The 18,692-nt window shown below is 55.5% G+C and carries 19 protein-coding genes; 9 read left to right on the top strand and 10 right to left on the bottom strand.

Going from position 1 to position 18,692, the window contains the following annotated elements:
* Positions 1 to 60 precede the first annotated feature (60 nt).
* Positions 61 to 1,515, bottom strand: coding sequence for a beta-ketoacyl synthase (locus EnteroDNA1_RS16180; protein WP_231926977.1), 1,455 nt, complete (start codon positions 1,513 to 1,515; stop codon positions 61 to 63).
* Positions 1,516 to 2,135: 620 nt separating this feature from the next.
* On the opposite strand from EnteroDNA1_RS16180, the gene EnteroDNA1_RS16175 reads away from it, so the two are divergent.
* The 3 genes from EnteroDNA1_RS16175 (at position 2,136) to EnteroDNA1_RS16165 (ending at position 5,093) form a co-directional block, all read left to right on the top strand.
* On the top strand, positions 2,136 to 3,179 hold the full coding sequence (locus tag EnteroDNA1_RS16175; protein WP_231926976.1) for a GlxA family transcriptional regulator: 1,044 nt from the start codon (positions 2,136 to 2,138) through the stop codon (positions 3,177 to 3,179).
* Between the two features lie 48 nt (positions 3,180 to 3,227).
* Positions 3,228 to 4,052 carry an AraC family transcriptional regulator gene (locus EnteroDNA1_RS16170; RefSeq protein ID WP_064673129.1) on the top strand — a complete coding sequence of 275 codons (825 nt, stop codon included), beginning with the start codon at positions 3,228 to 3,230 and terminating at the stop codon, positions 4,050 to 4,052.
* Positions 4,053 to 4,127: 75 nt separating this feature from the next.
* The gene (locus EnteroDNA1_RS16165) at positions 4,128 to 5,093 is read left to right on the top strand and encodes a DMT family transporter (protein WP_069303558.1); all 966 of its coding nucleotides are present in this window, start codon (positions 4,128 to 4,130) and stop codon (positions 5,091 to 5,093) included.
* An 87-nt stretch (positions 5,094 to 5,180) separates the two neighbouring features.
* Here the strand turns inward: EnteroDNA1_RS16165 and EnteroDNA1_RS16160 are convergent, their stop codons facing one another.
* Complete coding sequence (locus EnteroDNA1_RS16160; RefSeq protein WP_033144475.1) at positions 5,181 to 6,830, bottom strand: methyl-accepting chemotaxis protein; 1,650 nt, start codon at positions 6,828 to 6,830, stop codon at positions 5,181 to 5,183.
* Between the two features lie 244 nt (positions 6,831 to 7,074).
* Between EnteroDNA1_RS16160 and ytfE the strand changes: the two genes are divergently transcribed.
* Positions 7,075 to 7,737, top strand: a complete 663-nt coding sequence (ytfE, locus tag EnteroDNA1_RS16155; protein ID WP_033144474.1) for an iron-sulfur cluster repair protein YtfE — start codon at positions 7,075 to 7,077, stop codon at positions 7,735 to 7,737.
* A 96-nt stretch (positions 7,738 to 7,833) separates the two neighbouring features.
* On the opposite strand, the gene cycA is transcribed toward ytfE, so the two are convergent.
* Both cycA and fklB read right to left on the bottom strand, forming a co-directional pair.
* On the bottom strand, positions 7,834 to 9,243 hold the full coding sequence (cycA, locus tag EnteroDNA1_RS16150) for a D-serine/D-alanine/glycine transporter (RefSeq protein ID WP_048977313.1): 1,410 nt from the start codon (positions 9,241 to 9,243) through the stop codon (positions 7,834 to 7,836).
* 310 nt (positions 9,244 to 9,553) lie between these two features.
* On the bottom strand, positions 9,554 to 10,174 hold the full coding sequence (gene fklB / locus EnteroDNA1_RS16145) for an FKBP-type peptidyl-prolyl cis-trans isomerase (RefSeq protein ID WP_008502892.1): 621 nt from the start codon (positions 10,172 to 10,174) through the stop codon (positions 9,554 to 9,556).
* Positions 10,175 to 10,407: 233 nt separating this feature from the next.
* On the opposite strand from fklB, the gene EnteroDNA1_RS16140 reads away from it, so the two are divergent.
* Positions 10,408 to 11,052, top strand: coding sequence for an OapA family protein (locus EnteroDNA1_RS16140; RefSeq protein WP_047646484.1), 645 nt, complete (start codon positions 10,408 to 10,410; stop codon positions 11,050 to 11,052).
* A gap of 67 nt (positions 11,053 to 11,119) precedes the next feature.
* On the opposite strand, the gene rplI is transcribed toward EnteroDNA1_RS16140, so the two are convergent.
* Genes rplI through rpsF form a run of 4 tightly spaced genes read right to left on the bottom strand, consistent with a single transcriptional unit; the run spans position 11,120 to position 12,559 of the window.
* On the bottom strand, positions 11,120 to 11,569 hold the full coding sequence (gene rplI / locus EnteroDNA1_RS16135; protein WP_023310148.1) for a 50S ribosomal protein L9: 450 nt from the start codon (positions 11,567 to 11,569) through the stop codon (positions 11,120 to 11,122).
* 41 nt (positions 11,570 to 11,610) lie between these two features.
* Positions 11,611 to 11,838 (bottom strand): 30S ribosomal protein S18, encoded by a 228-nt coding sequence (gene rpsR / locus EnteroDNA1_RS16130; protein WP_000135199.1) that lies wholly within the window; start codon positions 11,836 to 11,838, stop codon positions 11,611 to 11,613.
* A 4-nt stretch (positions 11,839 to 11,842) separates the two neighbouring features.
* The gene (priB, locus tag EnteroDNA1_RS16125) at positions 11,843 to 12,157 is read right to left on the bottom strand and encodes a primosomal replication protein N (protein ID WP_008502895.1); all 315 of its coding nucleotides are present in this window, start codon (positions 12,155 to 12,157) and stop codon (positions 11,843 to 11,845) included.
* Positions 12,158 to 12,163: 6 nt separating this feature from the next.
* The gene (rpsF, locus tag EnteroDNA1_RS16120; protein WP_014068637.1) at positions 12,164 to 12,559 is read right to left on the bottom strand and encodes a 30S ribosomal protein S6; all 396 of its coding nucleotides are present in this window, start codon (positions 12,557 to 12,559) and stop codon (positions 12,164 to 12,166) included.
* Positions 12,560 to 12,900: 341 nt separating this feature from the next.
* On the opposite strand from rpsF, the gene yjfY reads away from it, so the two are divergent.
* The gene (gene yjfY / locus EnteroDNA1_RS16115; protein ID WP_010427445.1) at positions 12,901 to 13,176 is read left to right on the top strand and encodes a DUF1471 family protein YjfY; all 276 of its coding nucleotides are present in this window, start codon (positions 12,901 to 12,903) and stop codon (positions 13,174 to 13,176) included.
* 168 nt (positions 13,177 to 13,344) lie between these two features.
* Here yjfY and yjfP read toward each other — a convergent pair whose 3' ends face one another.
* Positions 13,345 to 14,067: an esterase gene (yjfP, locus tag EnteroDNA1_RS16110; protein WP_069303557.1), complete on the bottom strand. Its 723-nt coding sequence runs from the start codon at positions 14,065 to 14,067 to the stop codon at positions 13,345 to 13,347.
* Positions 14,068 to 14,204: 137 nt separating this feature from the next.
* Here yjfP and bsmA point away from each other — a divergent pair, with 137 nt between their 5' ends.
* From bsmA to EnteroDNA1_RS16095, 3 genes are all read left to right on the top strand, one after another.
* The gene (gene bsmA, locus EnteroDNA1_RS16105) at positions 14,205 to 14,534 is read left to right on the top strand and encodes a biofilm peroxide resistance protein BsmA (protein WP_029740376.1); all 330 of its coding nucleotides are present in this window, start codon (positions 14,205 to 14,207) and stop codon (positions 14,532 to 14,534) included.
* Between the two features lie 136 nt (positions 14,535 to 14,670).
* The gene (gene yjfN / locus EnteroDNA1_RS16100; protein WP_032665074.1) at positions 14,671 to 14,958 is read left to right on the top strand and encodes a DUF1471 family protease activator YjfN; all 288 of its coding nucleotides are present in this window, start codon (positions 14,671 to 14,673) and stop codon (positions 14,956 to 14,958) included.
* A 172-nt stretch (positions 14,959 to 15,130) separates the two neighbouring features.
* On the top strand, positions 15,131 to 17,062 hold the full coding sequence (locus EnteroDNA1_RS16095; protein WP_069303556.1) for a methyl-accepting chemotaxis protein: 1,932 nt from the start codon (positions 15,131 to 15,133) through the stop codon (positions 17,060 to 17,062).
* Here EnteroDNA1_RS16095 and EnteroDNA1_RS16090 read toward each other — a convergent pair.
* Positions 17,059 to 18,681, bottom strand: a complete 1,623-nt coding sequence (locus EnteroDNA1_RS16090; RefSeq protein WP_069303555.1) for an isovaleryl-CoA dehydrogenase — start codon at positions 18,679 to 18,681, stop codon at positions 17,059 to 17,061. The two genes, EnteroDNA1_RS16095 and EnteroDNA1_RS16090, sit on opposite strands and share 4 nt — an antisense overlap.
* Positions 18,682 to 18,692: the final 11 nt, after the last annotated feature.

Raw genomic sequence — 18,692 nt, 5'->3', positions numbered from 1 at the left:
CGGGTGATTTCCCTTACCCGGCCCGCTCATATTTATTAATAATAAAATCAGATATAACGATTAAAAGTCCGGGTATTCTTTATCCGTCGCGTACGTTATCGGTTTTTCAAATCCGGGAATGGTGATGCCATTCATATCAATCTTAATATCTTCCTCATTTATCCCCTGCTGGCCGAAACGATAAATGACATTGAGTTCACCCTGCGAGGCCGCCTCGTCGTAGGCGTTAGCCTGACGTCGCACCTGGCGGTTACGCTGCTGATAATTCGCAAACACCGTTTCCCCATAGCGTTTGCGCAACCATTGATGGGTAAGCTTTGGCGAGTAAACCACCCCCGTGGCATTATTACCGCCAAAGCCTTTTGAATTAATAAAGGCGATTTGTCCCTGGCCTTCCTCTAATTTGCAGTCCTGAAGAGGAATGGTTAAGCGCGCATTGTTCACCTGCGGCGCGATGTGGGACACGCTTTTAATTCCCGGCAAAATACCATAGCGGAAGACGCCGAGGCAGCCGATAAGCTGGTCGCCGCTGGCGGGGCCCAGGGAGTGACCGAGGTACGATTTCACCGCCGTCACCGGCCAGTCGCGAATCGAAAAAGCTTGCGCAACGCGGTCAAAAATATCGGCCTCGGAGACGCAATTCTTCGGCGTGCTTGAGCCGTGCGCCTGAATAAACGATCCCTTCTGCACCGTCTCTATCCCGGCCATCGATACCGCAGAGGCTACGGCTTTCGCCATGGTGATGTAATTCCCCGGCCCCGGTGACGCAATAGAGCGTTTAAAGCCGTCAGCGTTGATGAAGACATTCCCCACCGAACCGTGGATCTCTGCGCCAAGCTGCAGCGCCAGCTCGTCGTCCATTAACACGACATACTGGCTGGATTCTGCGATAACAAAACCGCAGCTGTTGCCAAACGGGCGGCTGCTGTTGCGCCAGTCGGCCGTTTCCGTTTCATCAATGTGCTTAAGCTTGCTCTCCGTTGCCAGGGCGCCCATGGCATCGAATCCTTCAATCACTTCTGAGGTGACCGGCGCTTCGGCGCTGCCAACGACGGCTACGCGAATGCGCCCCGCTTTGATATCCTCAACTGCCGCATTCAGGTTATACAGAAACGTGGCACACGCCCCCAGCGTGGCGCTGGTATGACCGACGCTACCCAGCACATACGCATTGAGGAAATCGGCGCACATGCTGTTCAGGCCCAGCGGGCACTGTTTGGCGCTGACGCGATGGCCTTTCAGGCGCGACTGCAGCATCCCGCCAAAGCCATAATCGTCGAGCTGCCCCATGATATTGCCCGAATAGACGCCGAGCTGATCCGGCGTGATTTTGGCCTGTACCTCTCGCCACGGGATCCCCAGCGCGTTGATGGCGTCTGACGCTCCGACAATCGCCATTTGTAACGCCCGCGGATGGAACTGCGAATTGTAATGGTCGCCCGGACGGAATCCCTGCGGCAACAGCCCTGCAGCCTGAACCTCCGTGCGCAGCAACGCCTCAATTTTGCAGTCCATCTCTCCCTGAACGGTAATACGGACACGCCGATCCGCTAATTCCTCAACGTGCCATCCCGCCGGTAAGGGTTGAGGTAATTGCCTGGCAGATATATTAAAACTGAATCCCTCTTCGCCTGAAGCCATATTCAATTTTGCATGGCCGGCAATAGCATCGACATCAAAGTAGTCGCGCGTAATATTTCTGATAAGGGTTCCCTCAAGCACCTCGTCTTTTATCCTCGCGGCGGCCTGAGCAGGTGTAAATCTTTTACCGGAAATGTCGCAATACCCACCTTCATCATATTTAAGGACGCCCATCAGGTTGGCTAACGATAATAACGTATCCTGCCGTTCCTCTTCCGATAATGACTCAATAATCATTCGACGAAATGCATGATATGAAGAACTACGCCCAGCTGGACCATAGCCGCCAAAAGCCGTTATTACGGGTAATTTCACCATAATTTATTCTCTCGTGGTCGTGGATTTATTTTATTAAGCAAGTGCGATAATTTCAGATATTAGTTTACAAATTACCAACAAAAGCTAATATGAAAATCCAGCCAAAACGCTGACTTTTTTGGCCACGGCAACGATGAGCTACCAAAAATAATAGTCAAAACAGGTATTAATCAAAAATGACAAATACACAAATAGGATTTGTGTTATGTGAACGCATGCTAAGTTCCGGTCTCAGTCTTCCGATTGAAATGTGGAAAGCGGCAGCCAGTAGCTATTTAGCTGAGCAAAAAACAACATCCCACGCAGGCACGCACAAACCGGAGAAGTCACCCTTCAGGCTCTGTCGCCCGGAGAATATTCTGAAGGTGAATACCATTGGCATAAACAGCGAGCCCATCCTGACGCACAGTGGTTTTAGCATTACCGCCGATACCACCCTTGCCGCAGACAGGCATTATGACGTGATCTATCTTCCTGCCCTGTGGCGCAACCCTCGCGCAGTGGTCAGACAACAGCCTGAACTTCTGCAATGGCTGACCGAGCAGGCCGCGCGAGGAACCCGCATCGCCGCCGTCGGAACGGGCTGCTGTTTTTTGGCAGAGTCGGGATTGCTCAACGGAAAGCCCGCCACCACCCACTGGCACTACTTCAAACAATTCTCGCGTGACTACCCCAGCGTAAAATTACAGACAAAGCATTTTCTCACTCAGGCCGATAATATTTTCTGCGCCGCAAGCGTTAAGGCCCTGTCCGATCTGACGATTCATTTTATTGAAACGATATACGGGAAACGTGTAGCCACACATACTCAACGGACATTTTTCCATGAAATTCGTAGCCAGTTTGAACGTCAGTGTTACAGTGAAGAAAACAAACCCCATCCGGATGAAGATATTGTTCAAATTCAAATCTGGATAAAAGCCAACTGCGCCTCGGATATATCCATGCAGAATCTTGCAGATATGGCTGGCATGAGTTTGCGCAACTTTAATCGCCGCTTTAAAAATGCCACCGACATGTCCCCACTGCAGTATTTATTAACCGCCAGAATTGAATCCGCCATGACAATGCTGCAATCCACCAATCTGTGTATTCAGGAGATTGCAAATGCGGTTGGATATCAGGATATTGCGCACTTTAATCGCCAGTTTAAGCATAAAACAACGGTTTCACCGGGGGATTACCGTAAGACCGTCCGGGCAAAGATGTTTAGTGCATAAATTCCGGTCATCTCTGATAATGAAAAGATGACCACGAGGAGGCTCAACGTGCAAGGCGTACCTGAACAGTTTAATGATGAAAGAGACAGCGCGCGCTTTCGCCATCTGGCGCAGTTGCCGGGTCTGGAGCTTTATCACGCGCATATTTCTGACTACGCCTTTGAGCCTCACACTCATGAAGCCTTCGGGATCGGCACGATTGAAACAGGTGCCGAACGCTTTCGCTATCGCGGTACCCAGCATCTCGCGGCGGAAAAATCCGTCGTCACCATGAACCCGGACGAGATCCATACCGGCGAATCCGCCACCGAAGGCGGCTGGCGCTACCGGATGGTCTATATCGAACCCGATCTGCTGGAAGAGGTGACCGGCCTCCGGCACTGGTGGTTTAGCGATGTCACGCGTCATGACCCGCTGCGCTCGCAGCAAATCGGCAGGCTGATTTACGGATTGTGGCATACGGACGAGCCGCTTGCGCAAAAAGGATTACTGCTGGATCTGATTGAGACCTTCCAGCCGCTGGCCCATCACGCGCCGGTGATTCAGGAAGGCGCGCACCGCTTCGAACGCGTGCGCGAGTACCTGCACGACAACTACATGCACTCCCTGACTCTGGACGAGCTGGCCAGCGTCGTTTCGCTCAGCCCGTACCACTTCCAGCGCCAGTTCAAAGCCCATTTTCACGTTACGCCGCACCAGATGCTGATGGCCATTCGCCTCTGGCGCGCTAAAGCGTTCCTCACCCACGGCATGCCCGCCGCCGAAGTGGCAGCCGCGACCGGGCTGACCGACCAGTCCCATTTAACCCGCGCGTTTACCCGCCGCTACGGCATTACGCCCGTGCGCTACCAGAAGCAGGTCACCCGGCGCTAATGCGCAATCTCATACAATACGCGCGCATTTTCCCCTCCTACACTGCATGCAGCGTAAATACCTGTGGATGGAAAAATGATTAGTGGAGTGTTGTATGCCCTGCTGGCCGGGATGATGTGGGGGCTTATTTTTGTCGGCCCGCTGATCGTGCCCGAGTATCCGGCAATACTGCAGTCGACCGGACGCTATCTGGCGCTCGGGCTGATTGCTCTGCCCCTGGCGTGGCTGGGACGCGCGCGCTTGCGTCAGCTCAGCCGTCAGGACTGGGGCACCGCGCTGGCGCTGACCATGATGGGCAATCTTATCTACTACGTTTGCCTTGCGAGTGCCATTCAGCGTACCGGTGCGCCGGTATCTACCATGATTATCGGCACGCTGCCGGTCGTCATCCCCGTCTTTGCTAACCGGCTCTACAGCCACCGCGATGGCAAACTGGCGTGGTCAAAAATGGCGCCGGCGCTGGTATGCACCGCCGTGGGGCTGGTATGCGTCAATATTGCCGAGCTGCGTCACGGGCAGGCGGATGTTGACCTGTGGCGTTACGGCTCTGGCATTGTGCTGGCGTTCATTTCCGTGGCGTGCTGGGCATGGTATGCCCTGCGCAACGCGCGCTGGCTGCGGGAGAACCCGGACAAGCACCCGATGATGTGGGCGACGGCGCAGGCGCTGGTTACGCTGCCCGTCTCGCTGGTGGGCTATGCCGGCGCGTGCATCTGGTTAGGCCATCAACAGCCAGACTTCGCCCAACCCTTCGGGCCAAGACCGTGGGTGTTTATCGGCCTGATGGTTGCGATTGCGGTGCTGTGCTCATGGGTGGGCGCGCTGTGCTGGAATATTGCCAGCCAGAAGCTGCCGACGGTCATTTTAGGGCCGCTGATTGTCTTCGAAACCCTGGCCGGACTGCTTTATACCTTCCTGATGCGCCAGAGCTTGCCGCCGCTATTCACGGCCTGCGGCATCGCGCTGCTGGTGGTAGGAGTGGTGATGGCGGTAAGAGCGAAGCCGGAAAAACCGAGGGTCGTTCCGGCGTCGGAGGTGTGATTTTTGCCGGGTGGCGGCTCCGCCTTACCCGGCCTACAAGAAGCCGTTTCGTAGGCCGGGTAAGCGCCAGCGCCACCCGGCATGATGTTAAAACGTTTCCCAGTTCCCTTCAGACGCCGCCGCTGCGGGCTGCGCTTTAGGTACATAGGTTTTCACCGGCGCCGCTTTGACCGCCTGGTTGCGGGTGATTTTGAACACCGCCACCGCTTCGTTCAGGCGTGCAGCCTGATCTTCCAGCGCCGCCGCCGCGGCCGCAGACTCCTCTACCAGCGAGGCGTTCTGCTGGGTCACGCGGTCCATCTCGGCTACCGCCTGGCCCACCTGGTCAATACCGCGGCTCTGCTCGTCAGAGGCCGAGGCAATTTCACCCATGATGTCGGTGACGCGGGTGACCGCATTAACGATCTCTGCCATCGTCTCCCCGGCTTCGTTGACCAGCTGGGAGCCCGCGTTCACGCGCTCGCCGGAATCATCGATCAGCGCTTTGATCTCTTTCGCCGCCTGGGCGCTGCGCTGGGCGAGAGTACGCACTTCCCCTGCCACCACCGCAAAACCACGGCCCTGCTCGCCCGCGCGCGCCGCTTCAACCGCCGCGTTCAGCGCCAGAATGTTAGTCTGGAAGGCAATACCGTCGATCACGTTAGTAATTTGCGCGATTTTACTGGAACTGGTGGCGATTTCGTCCATTGTACGCACCACGCCTTCCACCACGTTACCGCCCTTCTTCGCCGTTGAGGAGGCGTCCAGCGCCAGACGGGAAGCCTGACGCGCGTTATCGGCGTTCTGCTTCACGGTTGCCGTCAGCTGTTCCATGCTGGCTGCCGTCTCTTCCAGAGACGCGGCCTGCTGCTCGGTACGGGAAGAGAGGTCGTTGCTGCCGGCAGAAATTTCACCGGCACCGGTGTAGATGGTATCCGCACCTTCACGCACCACGCCCACGGTGTTCGCCAGCGAGGCCTGCATCTCCTGAACGTTGCGCGCCAGGATAGCCATTTCGTTCTTACCTTCAGCCTGAATCGGCTGGGTTAAATCCCCCGCCGCAATGGCGCGAATATGGTTAATCACCTCTTCCAGAGGCAGCAGCAGCACGCGGCGCATGGCTACCCAGCTGGAAATAATCACCACAATCACCAGCAGCATAACCGCAGAGAGGATCCACAGGATGCGCTTGTAGTCGCTTTCATTGTCCTGGATGCCTTTATCGGTAAGCGTTGCCTGCGCTTCGCGCCATTCACGGTAAACCGCCTGCATCGCGGTCTGCTTTTGCTCCGCATTCTGCTTGAACATGTCTTCCAGATTGCCCTGGCTCAGCAGGACGTTCATTTGCGTCAGCGTTGCAGAGTAAATGCGGTACTGCTCTTCAAGCCGGTTAGCCAGGTTCTCGTCCAGGCCCGGCGTATTTGGCAGGGCATAGTATTTATCGTAATGGACCTGCGCATCGGCGAGCAGATTTTTCGCCGTGTTGACCAGCTCATTAAGCTGCCCACCGTTAATCTGAGAGGCCATGCTGCTTTGCAGACGCAGCATCCCGCGGTTCAGCGTCACGCGCGCCTGGTTCAGGCTGATCCACGCATCGGTAAACTCCGCCACGTTCTTGCTGGAGAGCTGCGACACGGTGAAGTTGTCTTTATCGTTATTCAGCGCGTTGATAAAGATACCCGCGGAAATCACTTGCATGATGCCGAGCACAAGCAGCACCGAAATCAGAAGGGTAATGACTTTTATACGTTTAAACATGCGTTGCCTTTGTTATATGCAGGTTTGTCTGACGTGGATATATCGGCAGGCGCGGCGGGTTGTTTACTGTTTCTACACCTTTAAAAAGTTTCTAAACCACTTTCCTAAGTCCATTCAGAGAGTTAAACGGGGTATTTTTTTGTGATCTGCATCTCACTTTCCCCCTTCCCTCTAAAGGGTTATAGCGCTGGCTTAAAGATGCATCTAATATGCATCTTATATTATTAATGACGAGGTAACTGCTATGGCCTTTCGCGACCAACCCCTTGGCGAGCTGGCGCTCTCCATTCCTCGCGCTTCTGCGCTGTTCCGTAAATACGATATGGATTACTGCTGCGGCGGTAAGCAAACCCTGGCGCGTGCGGCCTCACGCAAGGAACTGGACGTTGAGGTGATTGAAGCAGAGCTGGCGCAGCTGGCCGGGCAGCCCGTCGACAAAGACTGGCGAACCGCCCCGCTCGCTGAAATCATCGACCATATCATCGTGCGATACCATGACCGTCACCGTGAACAGCTGCCGGAACTGATCCTGCAGGCGACCAAAGTCGAGCGCGTACATGCCGACAAACCTTCCGTACCGCGCGGTCTGGCGAAATACCTGACCCTGCTGCATGAAGAGCTTTCCAGCCACATGATGAAAGAAGAGCAGATCCTCTTCCCGATGATTAAACAGGGAATGGGAAGCCAGGCGATGGGGCCTATCAGCGTGATGGAAAGCGAGCACGATGATGCGGGTGAGCTGCTGGAAGTGATCAAACACACCACCCACAACGTCACGCCGCCGCCAGAAGCGTGCACAACGTGGAAAGCGATGTACAACGGCATTAACGAGATGATTGACGACCTGATGGAACACATCAGTCTTGAGAACAACGTTCTGTTCCCGCGGGCATTAGCTGGGGAATAAAAAAGGCCGCTGCGGCCTAATGCCCTCACCCCGGCCCTCTCCCACGGGGAGAGGGTGCAAAAACTAAAAACGGCAACCGAAGTTGCCGTTTTGCTTTTACCTTACGCCTGCCATACGTTTCTTACCGATAAACACCCAGCCCAGCCCCAGCGCGATAAACCACAGCGGCGTGACGATGAGTGCCTGACGGGTATCATCTTCCAGCGTCAGCAGAACCAGCACGAAGACGAAGAACGCCATGCACACCCAGCACATCAGCTTGCCCAGCGGCATCTTGTAGATCGATTTTTCATGCAGGTGCGGGCGCTGCTTGCGGTACACCAGGTATGAACAGAGGATGATGGTCCAGACGAACATAAACAGGATCGCAGAGACCGTGGTGATCATGGTGAACGCGCCAATCACGCTTGGGTTCACGTAGAGCATCACCACGCCGCCCAGCAGGCACATGCAGGAGAAGGTCAACCCTTTTGCCGGTACCGCGCGCTTCGACAGCTTGGCGAACGCGCTCGGCGCCACGCCTTCCTGCGCCAGACCAAACAGCATACGGCTGGTGGAGAATACGCCGCTGTTGGCAGACGAGGCAGCAGAGGTCAGCACCACGAAGTTAATCAGGCTCGCGGCAGCAGGCAGGCCTACCAGCACGAACAGCTCAACGAACGGGCTCTTGGTTGGCACCACGGAGCTCCACGGCGTCACGGACATAATGACGATCAGCGCGAAGACGTAGAACATGATGATACGCAGCGGAATAGAGTTAATCGCGCGCGGGAGAGACTTCTCGGGATCTTTGGTCTCCGCTGCCGTCGTGCCCACCAGCTCAATGCCCACGAAAGCAAAAACCGCGATCTGGAAGCCGGCAAAGAAGCCGCTAATGCCTTTCGGGAACCAGCCGCCGTCATTCCACAGATGGGTAAACGACGCCTGAACGCCCGTTGGCGACTGGAAGTGGGTGAGCACCATCACCAGACCCACGACGATAAGCCCGACAATCGCCACGATTTTGATCATCGCGAACCAGAACTCCATCTCACCGAACATTTTAACGGTGGCGAGGTTAAGACTCAGCAGCAGAACAATGACCGCCAGCGAGGCGACCCAGTCCGACAGCCCCGGGAACCAGAACTGCGCGTAGGCGGTAATCGCCACGACGTCCGCCATACCGGTAACGACCCAGCAGAACCAGTAGGTCCAGCCGGTGAAATAGCCCGCCCACGGCCCGAGCAGGTCAGAAGCGAAGTCGCTAAAGGATTTGTATTCGAGGTTCGAGAGCAGCAGTTCACCCATTGCACGCATCACGAAGAAGAGCATAAAACCGATGATCATATAAACGAATATGATCGACGGCCCAGCGAGACTGATGGTCTTGCCTGACCCCATAAACAGCCCGGTACCGATGGCACCCCCAATCGCAATGAGCTGAATATGACGGTTAGTGAGATTGCGCCGTAGCGACTGTTCAGACGACGCCTCTTCGTCGGCGACGACTTTGACCTGATCTACCATGTGATATTTTCCTGTTTATGCCTGTCTGTGTTGTTAAGGCTCTTCTGGCCTTTAAATACGTCAAAAGATGACGTTCCCTTGTAAGGGCTAATCGATATTAGGTAAGAATCGGCGGGATGAATACTATGATTTAGATATTATGTTAATAATATGTTGAAAGTGAGTGTCATATCACTCATACAGCGCGAAACAGCTCACAAAAATACACGCAACAGTTTCGTTTGCAAGATAAAATATTGATTACGTCGTAACTATAGGTTTTAACACTATTTCCTCTCCCCAACCGGGAAGAGGAAATAAGAAAAGTCGATTACAGAATTTCCAGCAGCTCGACTTCAAAGACCAGGGTGCTGAATGGCGGAATGGACGCGCCAGCGCCGCGCTCGCCGTAGGCCAGGTTATGCGGGATAGTCAGTTCCCATTTGGAACCGACCGGCATCAGGGTCAGAGCTTCGATCCAGCCTGCGATCACGCCGTTGACCGGGAATTCAGCCGGTTCGCCGCGCGCCACGGAGCTGTCGAAGACGGTACCGTCGATCAGCTTACCGGTGTAATGCACGCGAACGTGGTCGGTACGCGCCGGGATTGCGCCGTCGCCCTGATTGATCACGCGGAACTGCAGACCAGACTCGGTGCTGTTCACGCCTTCACGCTCGCGGTTCTCTTCCAGATATTTCACACCTTCGGCTGCCATCTCTTCGAAGCGCGCGCGACGCACGGCGTCAGCACGTTCGTGGATTTCACGCAGCGCACGGTGCACAACGTCTACCGGAACGGCAGGCTGTTTGCCTTCCAGCGCGTCAGCGATACCCGCCACCAGCGCTTCTGGTAACAGACCTTCCAGGCCGGATTCGCTCAGCTGCTGTCCTACCTGCAAGCCGATACCGTAACTTGCCTGCGCTTCGATAGTGTCAAAAGTCGGGGTGGTCATGGGTTTTCCTTCCATCACATTTAAAGTAGCGGGCAGCATATCAGCCATGCCCTTATGGGTAAAACTTTGTCTGAAGTTAAGGTGACAAACCGCGACGAAACAGAAACAATAGAGATAACCAGGATTAATCCCGAACTGATGTCACGGATGTCGGGTTTACTACGCCGTTCAGGCAGTTAGCAAACTATACTTCGGGACACAGGATAAAAAATACGCGGAGCAGGAGGAGTGCCATGCCCGGGCGATTTGAACTGAAACCTACCCTGGCGAAAATCTGGCAGGCGCCGGACAATTTTCGCATCATGGACCCGCTGCCTCCTCTGCATCGCAGAGGGATCATCATTGGCGCGCTGATGGTGATCGTGGGCTTCCTGCTTCCTTCCGGGGGCGATGATGTCGATACCGCACCCGTCACCCGCAATGCCCAACTGGACATTCAGTCGCAGACGCGGCCTCAGCCTGACGCACAGCCGATGCAGACGCAGCTCGTCACCCCGTCTAACGATCCGGGTCAGGTCGCGCCGGTTGAGCCAGAGCCCATTCAGGATGAACAGCCGCAGGATCAAGCCGCCGCCCCGTCTCAGCCTCAGGCGCAACAGCCTACCGGTATTGAGCAACAGTGGCGTTCCTATCGCGTAGAGCCGGGCAAAACCCTGGCGCAGCTGTTCCGCGACCACAACCTGCCGCCAACCGACGTGTATGCCATGGCGAAGGTGGAAGGTGCGGGTAAACCGCTCAGTAACCTGCAGAATGGTCAGATGGTACAGATTCGCCAGAATGCCAGCGGGGTAGTGACAGGGTTAACGATTGATACGGGAAGTGGACAACAGGTACTGTTTACCCGCCAGCCAGACGGCAGTTTCATCAGGGCGCGTTAAGACCCGGATCTGTAAAAAGCAAAACGCCGGCACAAGGCCGGCGTTTCAACGTGAGCAGAGTAAAAAATTACTCAGCTACAACGTTAACAACCAGTTTAGCGAACACTTCGCTGTGAACCTGGAAGTCAACTTCGTGCTCACCAGTGGTACGCAGAACGCCGTTCGGCAGACGAACTTCGCTCTTAGCCACTTTAACGCCTGCTGCAGAAACTGCATCAGCGATATCGCGGGTACCGATGGAACCGAACAGTTTACCTTCGTCGCCTGATTTAGACGCGATGGTAACGGTGCCCAGTGCGTTGATTGCTTCAGCGCGAGCGTTAGCAGCCGCCAGAACGTCAGCCAGTTTGGCTTCCAGTTCAGCGCGACGTGCTTCGAAAAACTCTACGTTTTTCTTGGTAGCTGGAACAGCTTTACCCTGTGGAACCAGGAAGTTACGTGCGTAACCCGCTTTAACGTTAACCTGATCACCCAGGCTGCCCAGGTTTGCTACTTTATCAAGCAGAATAACTTGCATTACCTTATCCTCTTAAAGTCGTATTAATGGACCGTGCCCGATTACTGATGACGATCAGTGTACGGCAGCAGGGACAGGTAGCGAGCGCGTTTGATAGCGCGAGCCAGCTGACGCTGGTATTTTGCACGAGTACCGGTGATACGGCTTGGGACAATCTTACCGCTTTCGGTGATGTAGTTTTTCAGCGTTGCGATATCTTTATAGTCGATCTCTTGAACGCCTTCCGCGGTGAAACGGCAGAACTTGCGACGACGGAAATAACGTGCCATATGGCTAGTCTCCAGAATCTATCAAATCAATCTGCTCGGCATGCAGAACCATTTTGCTCAGGCCGTTCTTTGCCTTGTGGCAAGAGATGAACCCCTGAACGATTACTGCGCTACCGACCGTTAAACTGTGAGTAATGGCCTGGTTTTCGTGTCCGCTAATAATAACGGGCATTTGGCACCACGCCTGCCGGTGAAACCCGGCTTCCTCTTGCACAGAACGATGCTCAAGCACGAACTGGCAATGCGGAATTCCTGATGGACTGACCTTTCGAAGGGGAGCCCTGCATACGATGCCGGACAACGCCAGACGGTTGGTCATCAGAAATTACTCTTCAGAATCCCCAGCATCAGAATCATCTGCGGTTTCGTTTGCGAAATCATCGCGACGCTCACGGCGCTCGTCTTTCGCTTTAACCATCGGAGATGCTTCGGTAACTGCGTTTTTGGTACGCATAACCATGCTGCGGATAACGGCATCGTTGAAGCGGAAGGTAGTTTCCAGCTCATCGATCACTTCCTGCGGCGCTTCAACGTTCATCAGAACGTAGTGTGCTTTGTGCAGTTTGTTGATCGGGTAAGCCAGCTGACGGCGGCCCCAGTCTTCCAGACGGTGGATCGTACCTTCTGCACCAGTGATGGCAGCAGAGTAACGCTCGATCATACCCGGAACCTGTTCGCTCTGGTCAGGATGGACCATAAAAACGATTTCGTAATGACGCATCGAATTGCTCCTTACGGATTATTCAGCCTCCTGTCTGGGTCAGCCGAGGCCCGGGGAGGCAAGGAACGTGTTAAAGGTCGGCTGAAAAATTGACGCGTCATAATACTTGCGCGCCCCTGGAAACTCAAGCTGATTGCACAAATAATTCGCACAAAGCGCGAAGCGGGTCTAAGTGGGTGATTTAAAATTGGTCACACCCGGAAGCGTTGTTTTTTTGAACAACTGCATCAGAAATGGTCACGCATCCCCGCCGGATGAGTGATTACACTTTAATCAGAGATCGCCTGAATTAAAGAAGGAGCATCCCCCCTCTCGCAGCACGTAGTCGTGGAGCGCATATCATGAAAAAAATCGCATTAGCCATAATGGCTGCGCTTTTGCTCAGTGCAAACGCGATGGCAGCCATCAAGATAGACAGCCGACAGGCCAGAAACATGGATGATGTGCAAAGCTTGGGCGTAATTTACATCAATCATAATTTCGCCACGGAAAGTGAAGCAGATCAGGCACTAAATGAAGAAACCGATGCGCAGGGCGCAACCTATTACCACGTGATGTTAACGCGTGAGCCCGGCAGCAACGGCAACATGCACGCCAGTGCAGATATTTACCGATAACGCTTTAACGCTAGCACCAGGAAAGCCAACAACGAGAACATAGCCATAGTTGACGTTGCCCCCTGCCCGGGGGCTTTTTTTGTGAATGGCTCCGGAATACCACCGGTCAAATAGCCCCTCAAAGATCCTCCACAAGCGGGAAGATAAGGACATCCAAGTCCTGCGCGTTTACAGGTGCTGGCGGAAAAACGCCACCGTGGCGTCCAGCGCCGTTGGCGTAATGCGGTGGCGGACGCCCGGTTCCCACAGGCAGGTCAGATTACCGTCCAGCCCTTCATTCATTAACGCCTGCTGCAGACGGAAGGTTCCCTCGGGCGGGACCACATCATCCGCGTCACCGTGCCACAGCAGCAGCGGGCGATCGGCCACGCGCGGTAATGCCCGGGTCACTTCCCACTCTGCCAGCGTCGCGGTCATTTCCGTTAAATCCTGAGGGGGGAAAAGGGTCTTCGCCAGCGAAGTAAAATAACCCGAGCCCATCAGACAGGCGACAGACTTCACTTCAGGATGATGCGTCATAATCCCCAGCGCCGTCATACCGCCCATCGATGCCCCGGCTACCGCCAGACGATTGTCGGCCACCAGCCCTGCCCCATAAAGCGCATCGCGCAGCCCGGCAAACTCGGTCAGACTCCCGTGCAGAATCTGCCAGAACTGACCCAGCCGCGCCTGTTCATTACCCGTAAAGCGTGCGCCGTGGTCGGGTGCATCTGGCATCACCACGCGAAAACCCGCCTGCGCCAGCGCTACCGCAAAATAACTGTAAACCAGCTTCGATGAGGTAAACCCGTGATAAAAAACGACAACAGGCAGCGGTTTATCACGTTTACCCGCCGGCATCGCGTGTAAAATTTCATGGTCGCCGAGGTGGCGTATTTCAATTTCAATCATTGTCGACCCTGTGCGAATCTATGATTCATAATGTTGAGAACTGGGTTACGCTTTCGCGTCATTTTCATTCGAAATATACGTCCCAGATAACACTTCGGGAACATTCCCCCAAAACTAAATTCACAGCCAACTACACTATGGCTATCAGGAAACGAGATATGGTTATGCGCAGGTTTGCTGCTTTATTGCTGGTGTTTCTGCTGAGTGGCTGTAGCGCGCTGCAGGGAACGCCGCAACCCGCTCCACCGGTCGCCGATCATCCACAGGAGATTCGTCGTAATCAGACGGAAGGATTACAACGAATGGGCACCATCTCCGCGCTGGTTCGCGGCTCTCCGGATGACGCAGAATCGGCAATAAAAGCACAGGCCGTCGCCGCCAAAGCAGATTATTACGTCATCATTATGATCGACGAAACCATCATAACGGGACAGTGGTATTCACAGGCCATTTTGTACCGCAAATAATGGTTTTCCTTTGAACGAGATTTACACTGCTTTGCGTCCATAGACATTTTCCTGTCCACAATAAACTCCACGCCCGCATCAATGGAAGGGAGTTTATTAGCGAAGGATTGCCCGGCGGATACCGGATATATGTGAAATGGAGCTGACGATGAAACGAACTCTTGCTTTGACCTCACTGTTGCTCTCAGCAGGCCTGCTGAGCACCACCGCGCAGTCAGCAGAATTCGCCAGTGCTGATTGTGTGACTGGCCTGAATGAAATTGGCCAGATCTCCGTGAATAATATCTCGGGGAGCCCGCAAGACGTTGAACGTGTCGTGGCATTAAAGGCCGATGAGCAGGGCGCTTCATGGTATCGCATCATCCAGATGCAGGAAGATAACCATATCGATCGCTGGCGGGTACAGGCCATTCTCTACGTGTAAACTCCCTCCTGATAAAAGCCACTTATTTTTAGTGGCTTTTCGTTTTTGCAAATTTTTTATCTTATATAAAACCAATAAAGAACAATTGAATAACATTTTGTTACATTAAAACAGTAAACGTAATCTCCGCTCTGCCGTTGAAGAACCATAACTTTTCAATGATGAGCAATTTATGATCAACTTTTTCCGCCGTGCGGGCCTGGGGTCGAAACTCTCGCTGCTGACTGGCGTCAGTGTCGCCACGCTGTTTCTGTTATTCACTTTTCTGCTCAGCCAAAAAGCCAGCCAGCAGCTTGAAGCCCTTGCGGTCGAAGATCTGCATAATCAGTCCACCGGCATGGTCGACATGGTGCAGATGTTTAATACCAGCCTGAGTGAAGAGGTTGAGAGCTATACCCGTCTGTTTACCACCTTTTTACCGCAGCCCCTGAACATTGATACTTCCCAACCCCAGACGATTAACGGGCTCAGCGTTCCGCTTCTGAAAGGCGGAGAAACCGGGCTGCATGAAAACAACACGCTCTCGGACGAGTTCCTGAACCGTACGGGAGCCATTTCGACGCTGTTTGTACGCAGCGGTAACGACTTTGTTCGCGTAGCCACTTCCCTGCGCAAAGAGAATGGCGATCGGGCAATGGGTACCGTTCTGGATAACGCCAGCCCGGCCTTTGCCGCCGTCAACAAAGGTGAAGTGTACCGCGGCCTGGCGCTGCTGTTCGGCAAACGCTACATCACCCAGTACCAGCCCGTTAAAAACGCCGAAGGGCAGGTCATTGCGATTGTCTTTGTCGGGGTGGACATCACCCACTCCTGGAACGTCATGCGCGAGAAAATCCTCAACCGCCGCCTGGGCGAGAGCGGTCACTTCTTCGTGCTGGATCGCAGCAACGGCAAAACGCGCGGGCAATACCTGTTCCACGCCAGCGAAGAGGGAAAACAGCCGAAGTGGGACGGCGCAACACAGCAACAGCTTCTGGGTGACAAACCCGGCACGCTGGAGCGTACAAGCGACGACGGCCGGACGCTGAAAATGGCCTATACCCCGCTGCCGGGCTGGAACTGGACTATCGTGGGCGAAGTGGATAAATCGGTGCTGCTCTCAAGCGTTACCGCCATGCGCGATCGCTTCCTGCTGGCCGGCGTGGCCTTATCCATCCTTTTTGCTGGCCTGTTCGTGGTCATTATTCGCCGCGTGCTGACCCGACCGCTGCGCAACGTGATCCATCTTGCCCGTCAATATGCCGCAGGGGATCTCCGTTCCACCCTGCCCGTGACGCGTCAGGACGAAGTCGGCCAGCTGATCGATGCCATCAACGGCATCGGCGGCGGCCTGCAAAAAATTGTCCTGCAGGTCCGTGAGGCTGCAGGCGAGATCCATTTGGGCACCAACGCGCTGGCCGCCGACACTGGCGAGATTTCAGAGCAGATCAACAAGCAGGCCAGCAGCGTGGAGGAGACGTCCGCCAGCATGGAGCAGCTGGCCGCCACCGTGCAGCAAAATGCCGCCAACATGGAGCAAACGCAGCAGCTGGTGGGTGAAACATCGCTCGCGGTCCATCAGGGCGGCGAGACGGTCACCCACGCGGTGTCGACCATGGACGACATTCGCGAAGCGTCAAAACGCATCGAAGACATCACGCGCGTGATCGAATCCATCGCTTTCCAGACCAATATTCTGGCGCTGAACGCGGCAGTGGAAGCGGCCCGCGCAGGCGAGCACGGTAAAGGGTTTGCGGTAGTCGCGCAGGAAGTTCGCGCCCTGGCGGGACGCAGCGCTAACGCGGTGAAGGAGATTGAACAGCTGATTGGCGATACGCTCAGAAAAGTGAGTGAGGGTCATGCGCTGTCTGAACGGACGCGCCTGGCGATGGACGACATCATCATTCATATCGATAACATCAGCCAGCTGGTCACCGAGATTAACCATGCCTCACGCGAGCAGTCCGCCGGGATCGGCCAGGTGAACCTCGCCATGACCCATATTGGCGAAGCGTCGCATATCAATGCCGATCGCATCTCACGCAGCGAACAAACGGCTCAAACGCTGCGCGAGAAGGGTTCACACCTGACTCAGCTGGTGAGCCTGTTCCAGCTAAAAGGCTAACCAACTCTGCCCGTCGCACGCAGCAGCAGGTCGCTTTGCACCTGCTCGCTCATCAGCGTGCCGCCACGGGTATCCAGCATCATGCGGCACCACGCCTGCGCCACCGGGGGCGATGCGTGCCGCAGCATCTGGCTTCCGGCACCCAGCAAGAAAAGCTGCTGCGCGATCTCCCGCCCCTGTGCCTCCTGCGGTTTACGCAGTTTTTGCTGAAGCTGTCGCCAGCTGCGGTCGAAGTGTCTGTCCTGCCCTTTCACCTGCGCAAACTCGTCGGCAAGCAGGTCGTGAATACCCGGCTGCTTCGCCAGCACGCGCAGAACGTCCAGGCACATAATATTTCCTGACCCTTCCCAGATGCTGTTCACCGGCATCTCGCGGTACAGGCGGGGAAGTTCGCTCTCTTCGCAATATCCATTCCCACCCAGCACCTCCATCGCCTCAGCGACAAACGGGATGCCCGCTTTACAGACGCTAAATTTCGCCGCCGGGGTAAACAGCCGCGCCCAGGCGGCCTCTTGCGGATCGGCACGCTTGTCCCACGCCCGGGCCAGGCGGAACAGCAGCGCCGTTTGCCCCTCCAGCACCAGCGCCATCCGGCTTAATACCTCGCGCATTAAAGGCTGATCGATGAGGTTTTTGCCGAAGGTCTGACGCTGGTGGGCATGGTACAGCGCCACCGAGAGCGCCCGACGCATCAGTCCGTGGCTGCCCAGCGCGCAGTCAAAGCGCGTCAGACCGCCCATTTTGAGGATCTGCCGTACCCCTTCGCCCTCTTCCCCCAACAGCCAGCCGGAGGCATCGAGAAACTCCGCCTCGCTGCTGGCGTTGGAGCGGTTCCCGAGCTTGTCCTTAAGGCGCTCCAGACGCACGGCGTTGCGCTGTCCGTCAGGCAAAAAGCGCGGCACAAAAAAGCAGGATAGCCCGCCCTTCGCCTGGGCCAGCACCAGGTGCGCATCGCTTTGCGGGACGGAGAAAAACCATTTATGCCCCACCAGCCTGTAGCTGCCGTCGCTGCATTTTTCCGCTTTGGTGGTGTTGCTGAGCACGTCCGAGCCGCCCTGCTTTTCCGTCATCCCCATGCCAATCAGCAGGCCGCGCTTTTGCGCGCCAGGGGCAAGGTGCGGATCATAGCGATCGCTGAGCAGCGGCGTCAGCCAGTCGTGAAATAGTTTGGGGAGCGCCTGCTGCAGCAGCGGCGTGGCGGCGAACGTCATGGTGACCGGGCAAAGCGTGCCTGCCTCTACCTGAGCATGAAGCACAAAGCGTGCGGCCCGAGCGACAAACGACCCTTTCCGCGCCTCCTCTTCCCACGCCAGGTTATGCACGCGGTTGGCGCAAAGCCCCTGCATCAGCAGATGCCATGCCGGATGAAAACGCACGTCGTCCAGCCGCTCTCCGGTGGCGTCATAGCGTAACAGCTCGGGCGGGTTGACGTTTGCCAGACGACCCAGCTCCAGCGACTCCGCGGTGCCTAACTGCTGTCCGATGCTGGCGAGCAGCTCAATATCCCACTCGGCCCCTTCACGCGCGACCGCATCGCGCAGGGCGCAGTCCGAGAGGAAAAGGTTGCTGTTGGAAAGCGGTGCAGGTTGATTGAAAACGGTATGGGTCTGCCAGTGCATGCTGTCTCCCT

Origin of the sequence: Enterobacter sp. HK169, assembly GCF_001719105.1 — a bacterium.
In the GTDB taxonomy this organism is placed as follows: Bacteria; Pseudomonadota; Gammaproteobacteria; order Enterobacterales; family Enterobacteriaceae; genus Enterobacter; species Enterobacter asburiae_B.
Note: the sequence above shows the minus strand (reverse complement) of the source record. Positions and strands in the feature narration are given on the sequence as shown.

What these genes read in the sequence shown, in the direction of transcription:
- EnteroDNA1_RS16180 (WP_231926977.1), bottom strand. Translation starts at nt 1,515, where the DNA reads ATGGACTGCAAAATTGAGGCGTTGCTGCGCACGGAGGTTCAGGCTGCA.
- EnteroDNA1_RS16175 (WP_231926976.1), top strand. Translation starts at nt 2,136, where the DNA reads ATGACAAATACACAAATAGGATTTGTGTTATGTGAACGCATGCTAAGT.
- EnteroDNA1_RS16165 (WP_069303558.1), top strand. Translation starts at nt 4,128, where the DNA reads ATGATTAGTGGAGTGTTGTATGCCCTGCTGGCCGGGATGATGTGGGGG.
- EnteroDNA1_RS16160 (WP_033144475.1), bottom strand. Translation starts at nt 6,830, where the DNA reads ATGTTTAAACGTATAAAAGTCATTACCCTTCTGATTTCGGTGCTGCTT.
- ytfE (WP_033144474.1), top strand. Translation starts at nt 7,075, where the DNA reads ATGGCCTTTCGCGACCAACCCCTTGGCGAGCTGGCGCTCTCCATTCCT.
- cycA (WP_048977313.1), bottom strand. Translation starts at nt 9,243, where the DNA reads ATGGTAGATCAGGTCAAAGTCGTCGCCGACGAAGAGGCGTCGTCTGAA.
- fklB (WP_008502892.1), bottom strand. Translation starts at nt 10,174, where the DNA reads ATGACCACCCCGACTTTTGACACTATCGAAGCGCAGGCAAGTTACGGT.
- EnteroDNA1_RS16140 (WP_047646484.1), top strand. Translation starts at nt 10,408, where the DNA reads ATGCCCGGGCGATTTGAACTGAAACCTACCCTGGCGAAAATCTGGCAG.
- rplI (WP_023310148.1), bottom strand. Translation starts at nt 11,569, where the DNA reads ATGCAAGTTATTCTGCTTGATAAAGTAGCAAACCTGGGCAGCCTGGGT.
- rpsR (WP_000135199.1), bottom strand. Translation starts at nt 11,838, where the DNA reads ATGGCACGTTATTTCCGTCGTCGCAAGTTCTGCCGTTTCACCGCGGAA.
- priB (WP_008502895.1), bottom strand. Translation starts at nt 12,157, where the DNA reads ATGACCAACCGTCTGGCGTTGTCCGGCATCGTATGCAGGGCTCCCCTT.
- rpsF (WP_014068637.1), bottom strand. Translation starts at nt 12,559, where the DNA reads ATGCGTCATTACGAAATCGTTTTTATGGTCCATCCTGACCAGAGCGAA.
- yjfY (WP_010427445.1), top strand. Translation starts at nt 12,901, where the DNA reads ATGAAAAAAATCGCATTAGCCATAATGGCTGCGCTTTTGCTCAGTGCA.
- yjfP (WP_069303557.1), bottom strand. Translation starts at nt 14,067, where the DNA reads ATGATTGAAATTGAAATACGCCACCTCGGCGACCATGAAATTTTACAC.
- bsmA (WP_029740376.1), top strand. Translation starts at nt 14,205, where the DNA reads ATGGCTATCAGGAAACGAGATATGGTTATGCGCAGGTTTGCTGCTTTA.
- yjfN (WP_032665074.1), top strand. Translation starts at nt 14,671, where the DNA reads ATGGAGCTGACGATGAAACGAACTCTTGCTTTGACCTCACTGTTGCTC.
- EnteroDNA1_RS16095 (WP_069303556.1), top strand. Translation starts at nt 15,131, where the DNA reads ATGATCAACTTTTTCCGCCGTGCGGGCCTGGGGTCGAAACTCTCGCTG.
- EnteroDNA1_RS16090 (WP_069303555.1), bottom strand. Translation starts at nt 18,681, where the DNA reads ATGCACTGGCAGACCCATACCGTTTTCAATCAACCTGCACCGCTTTCC.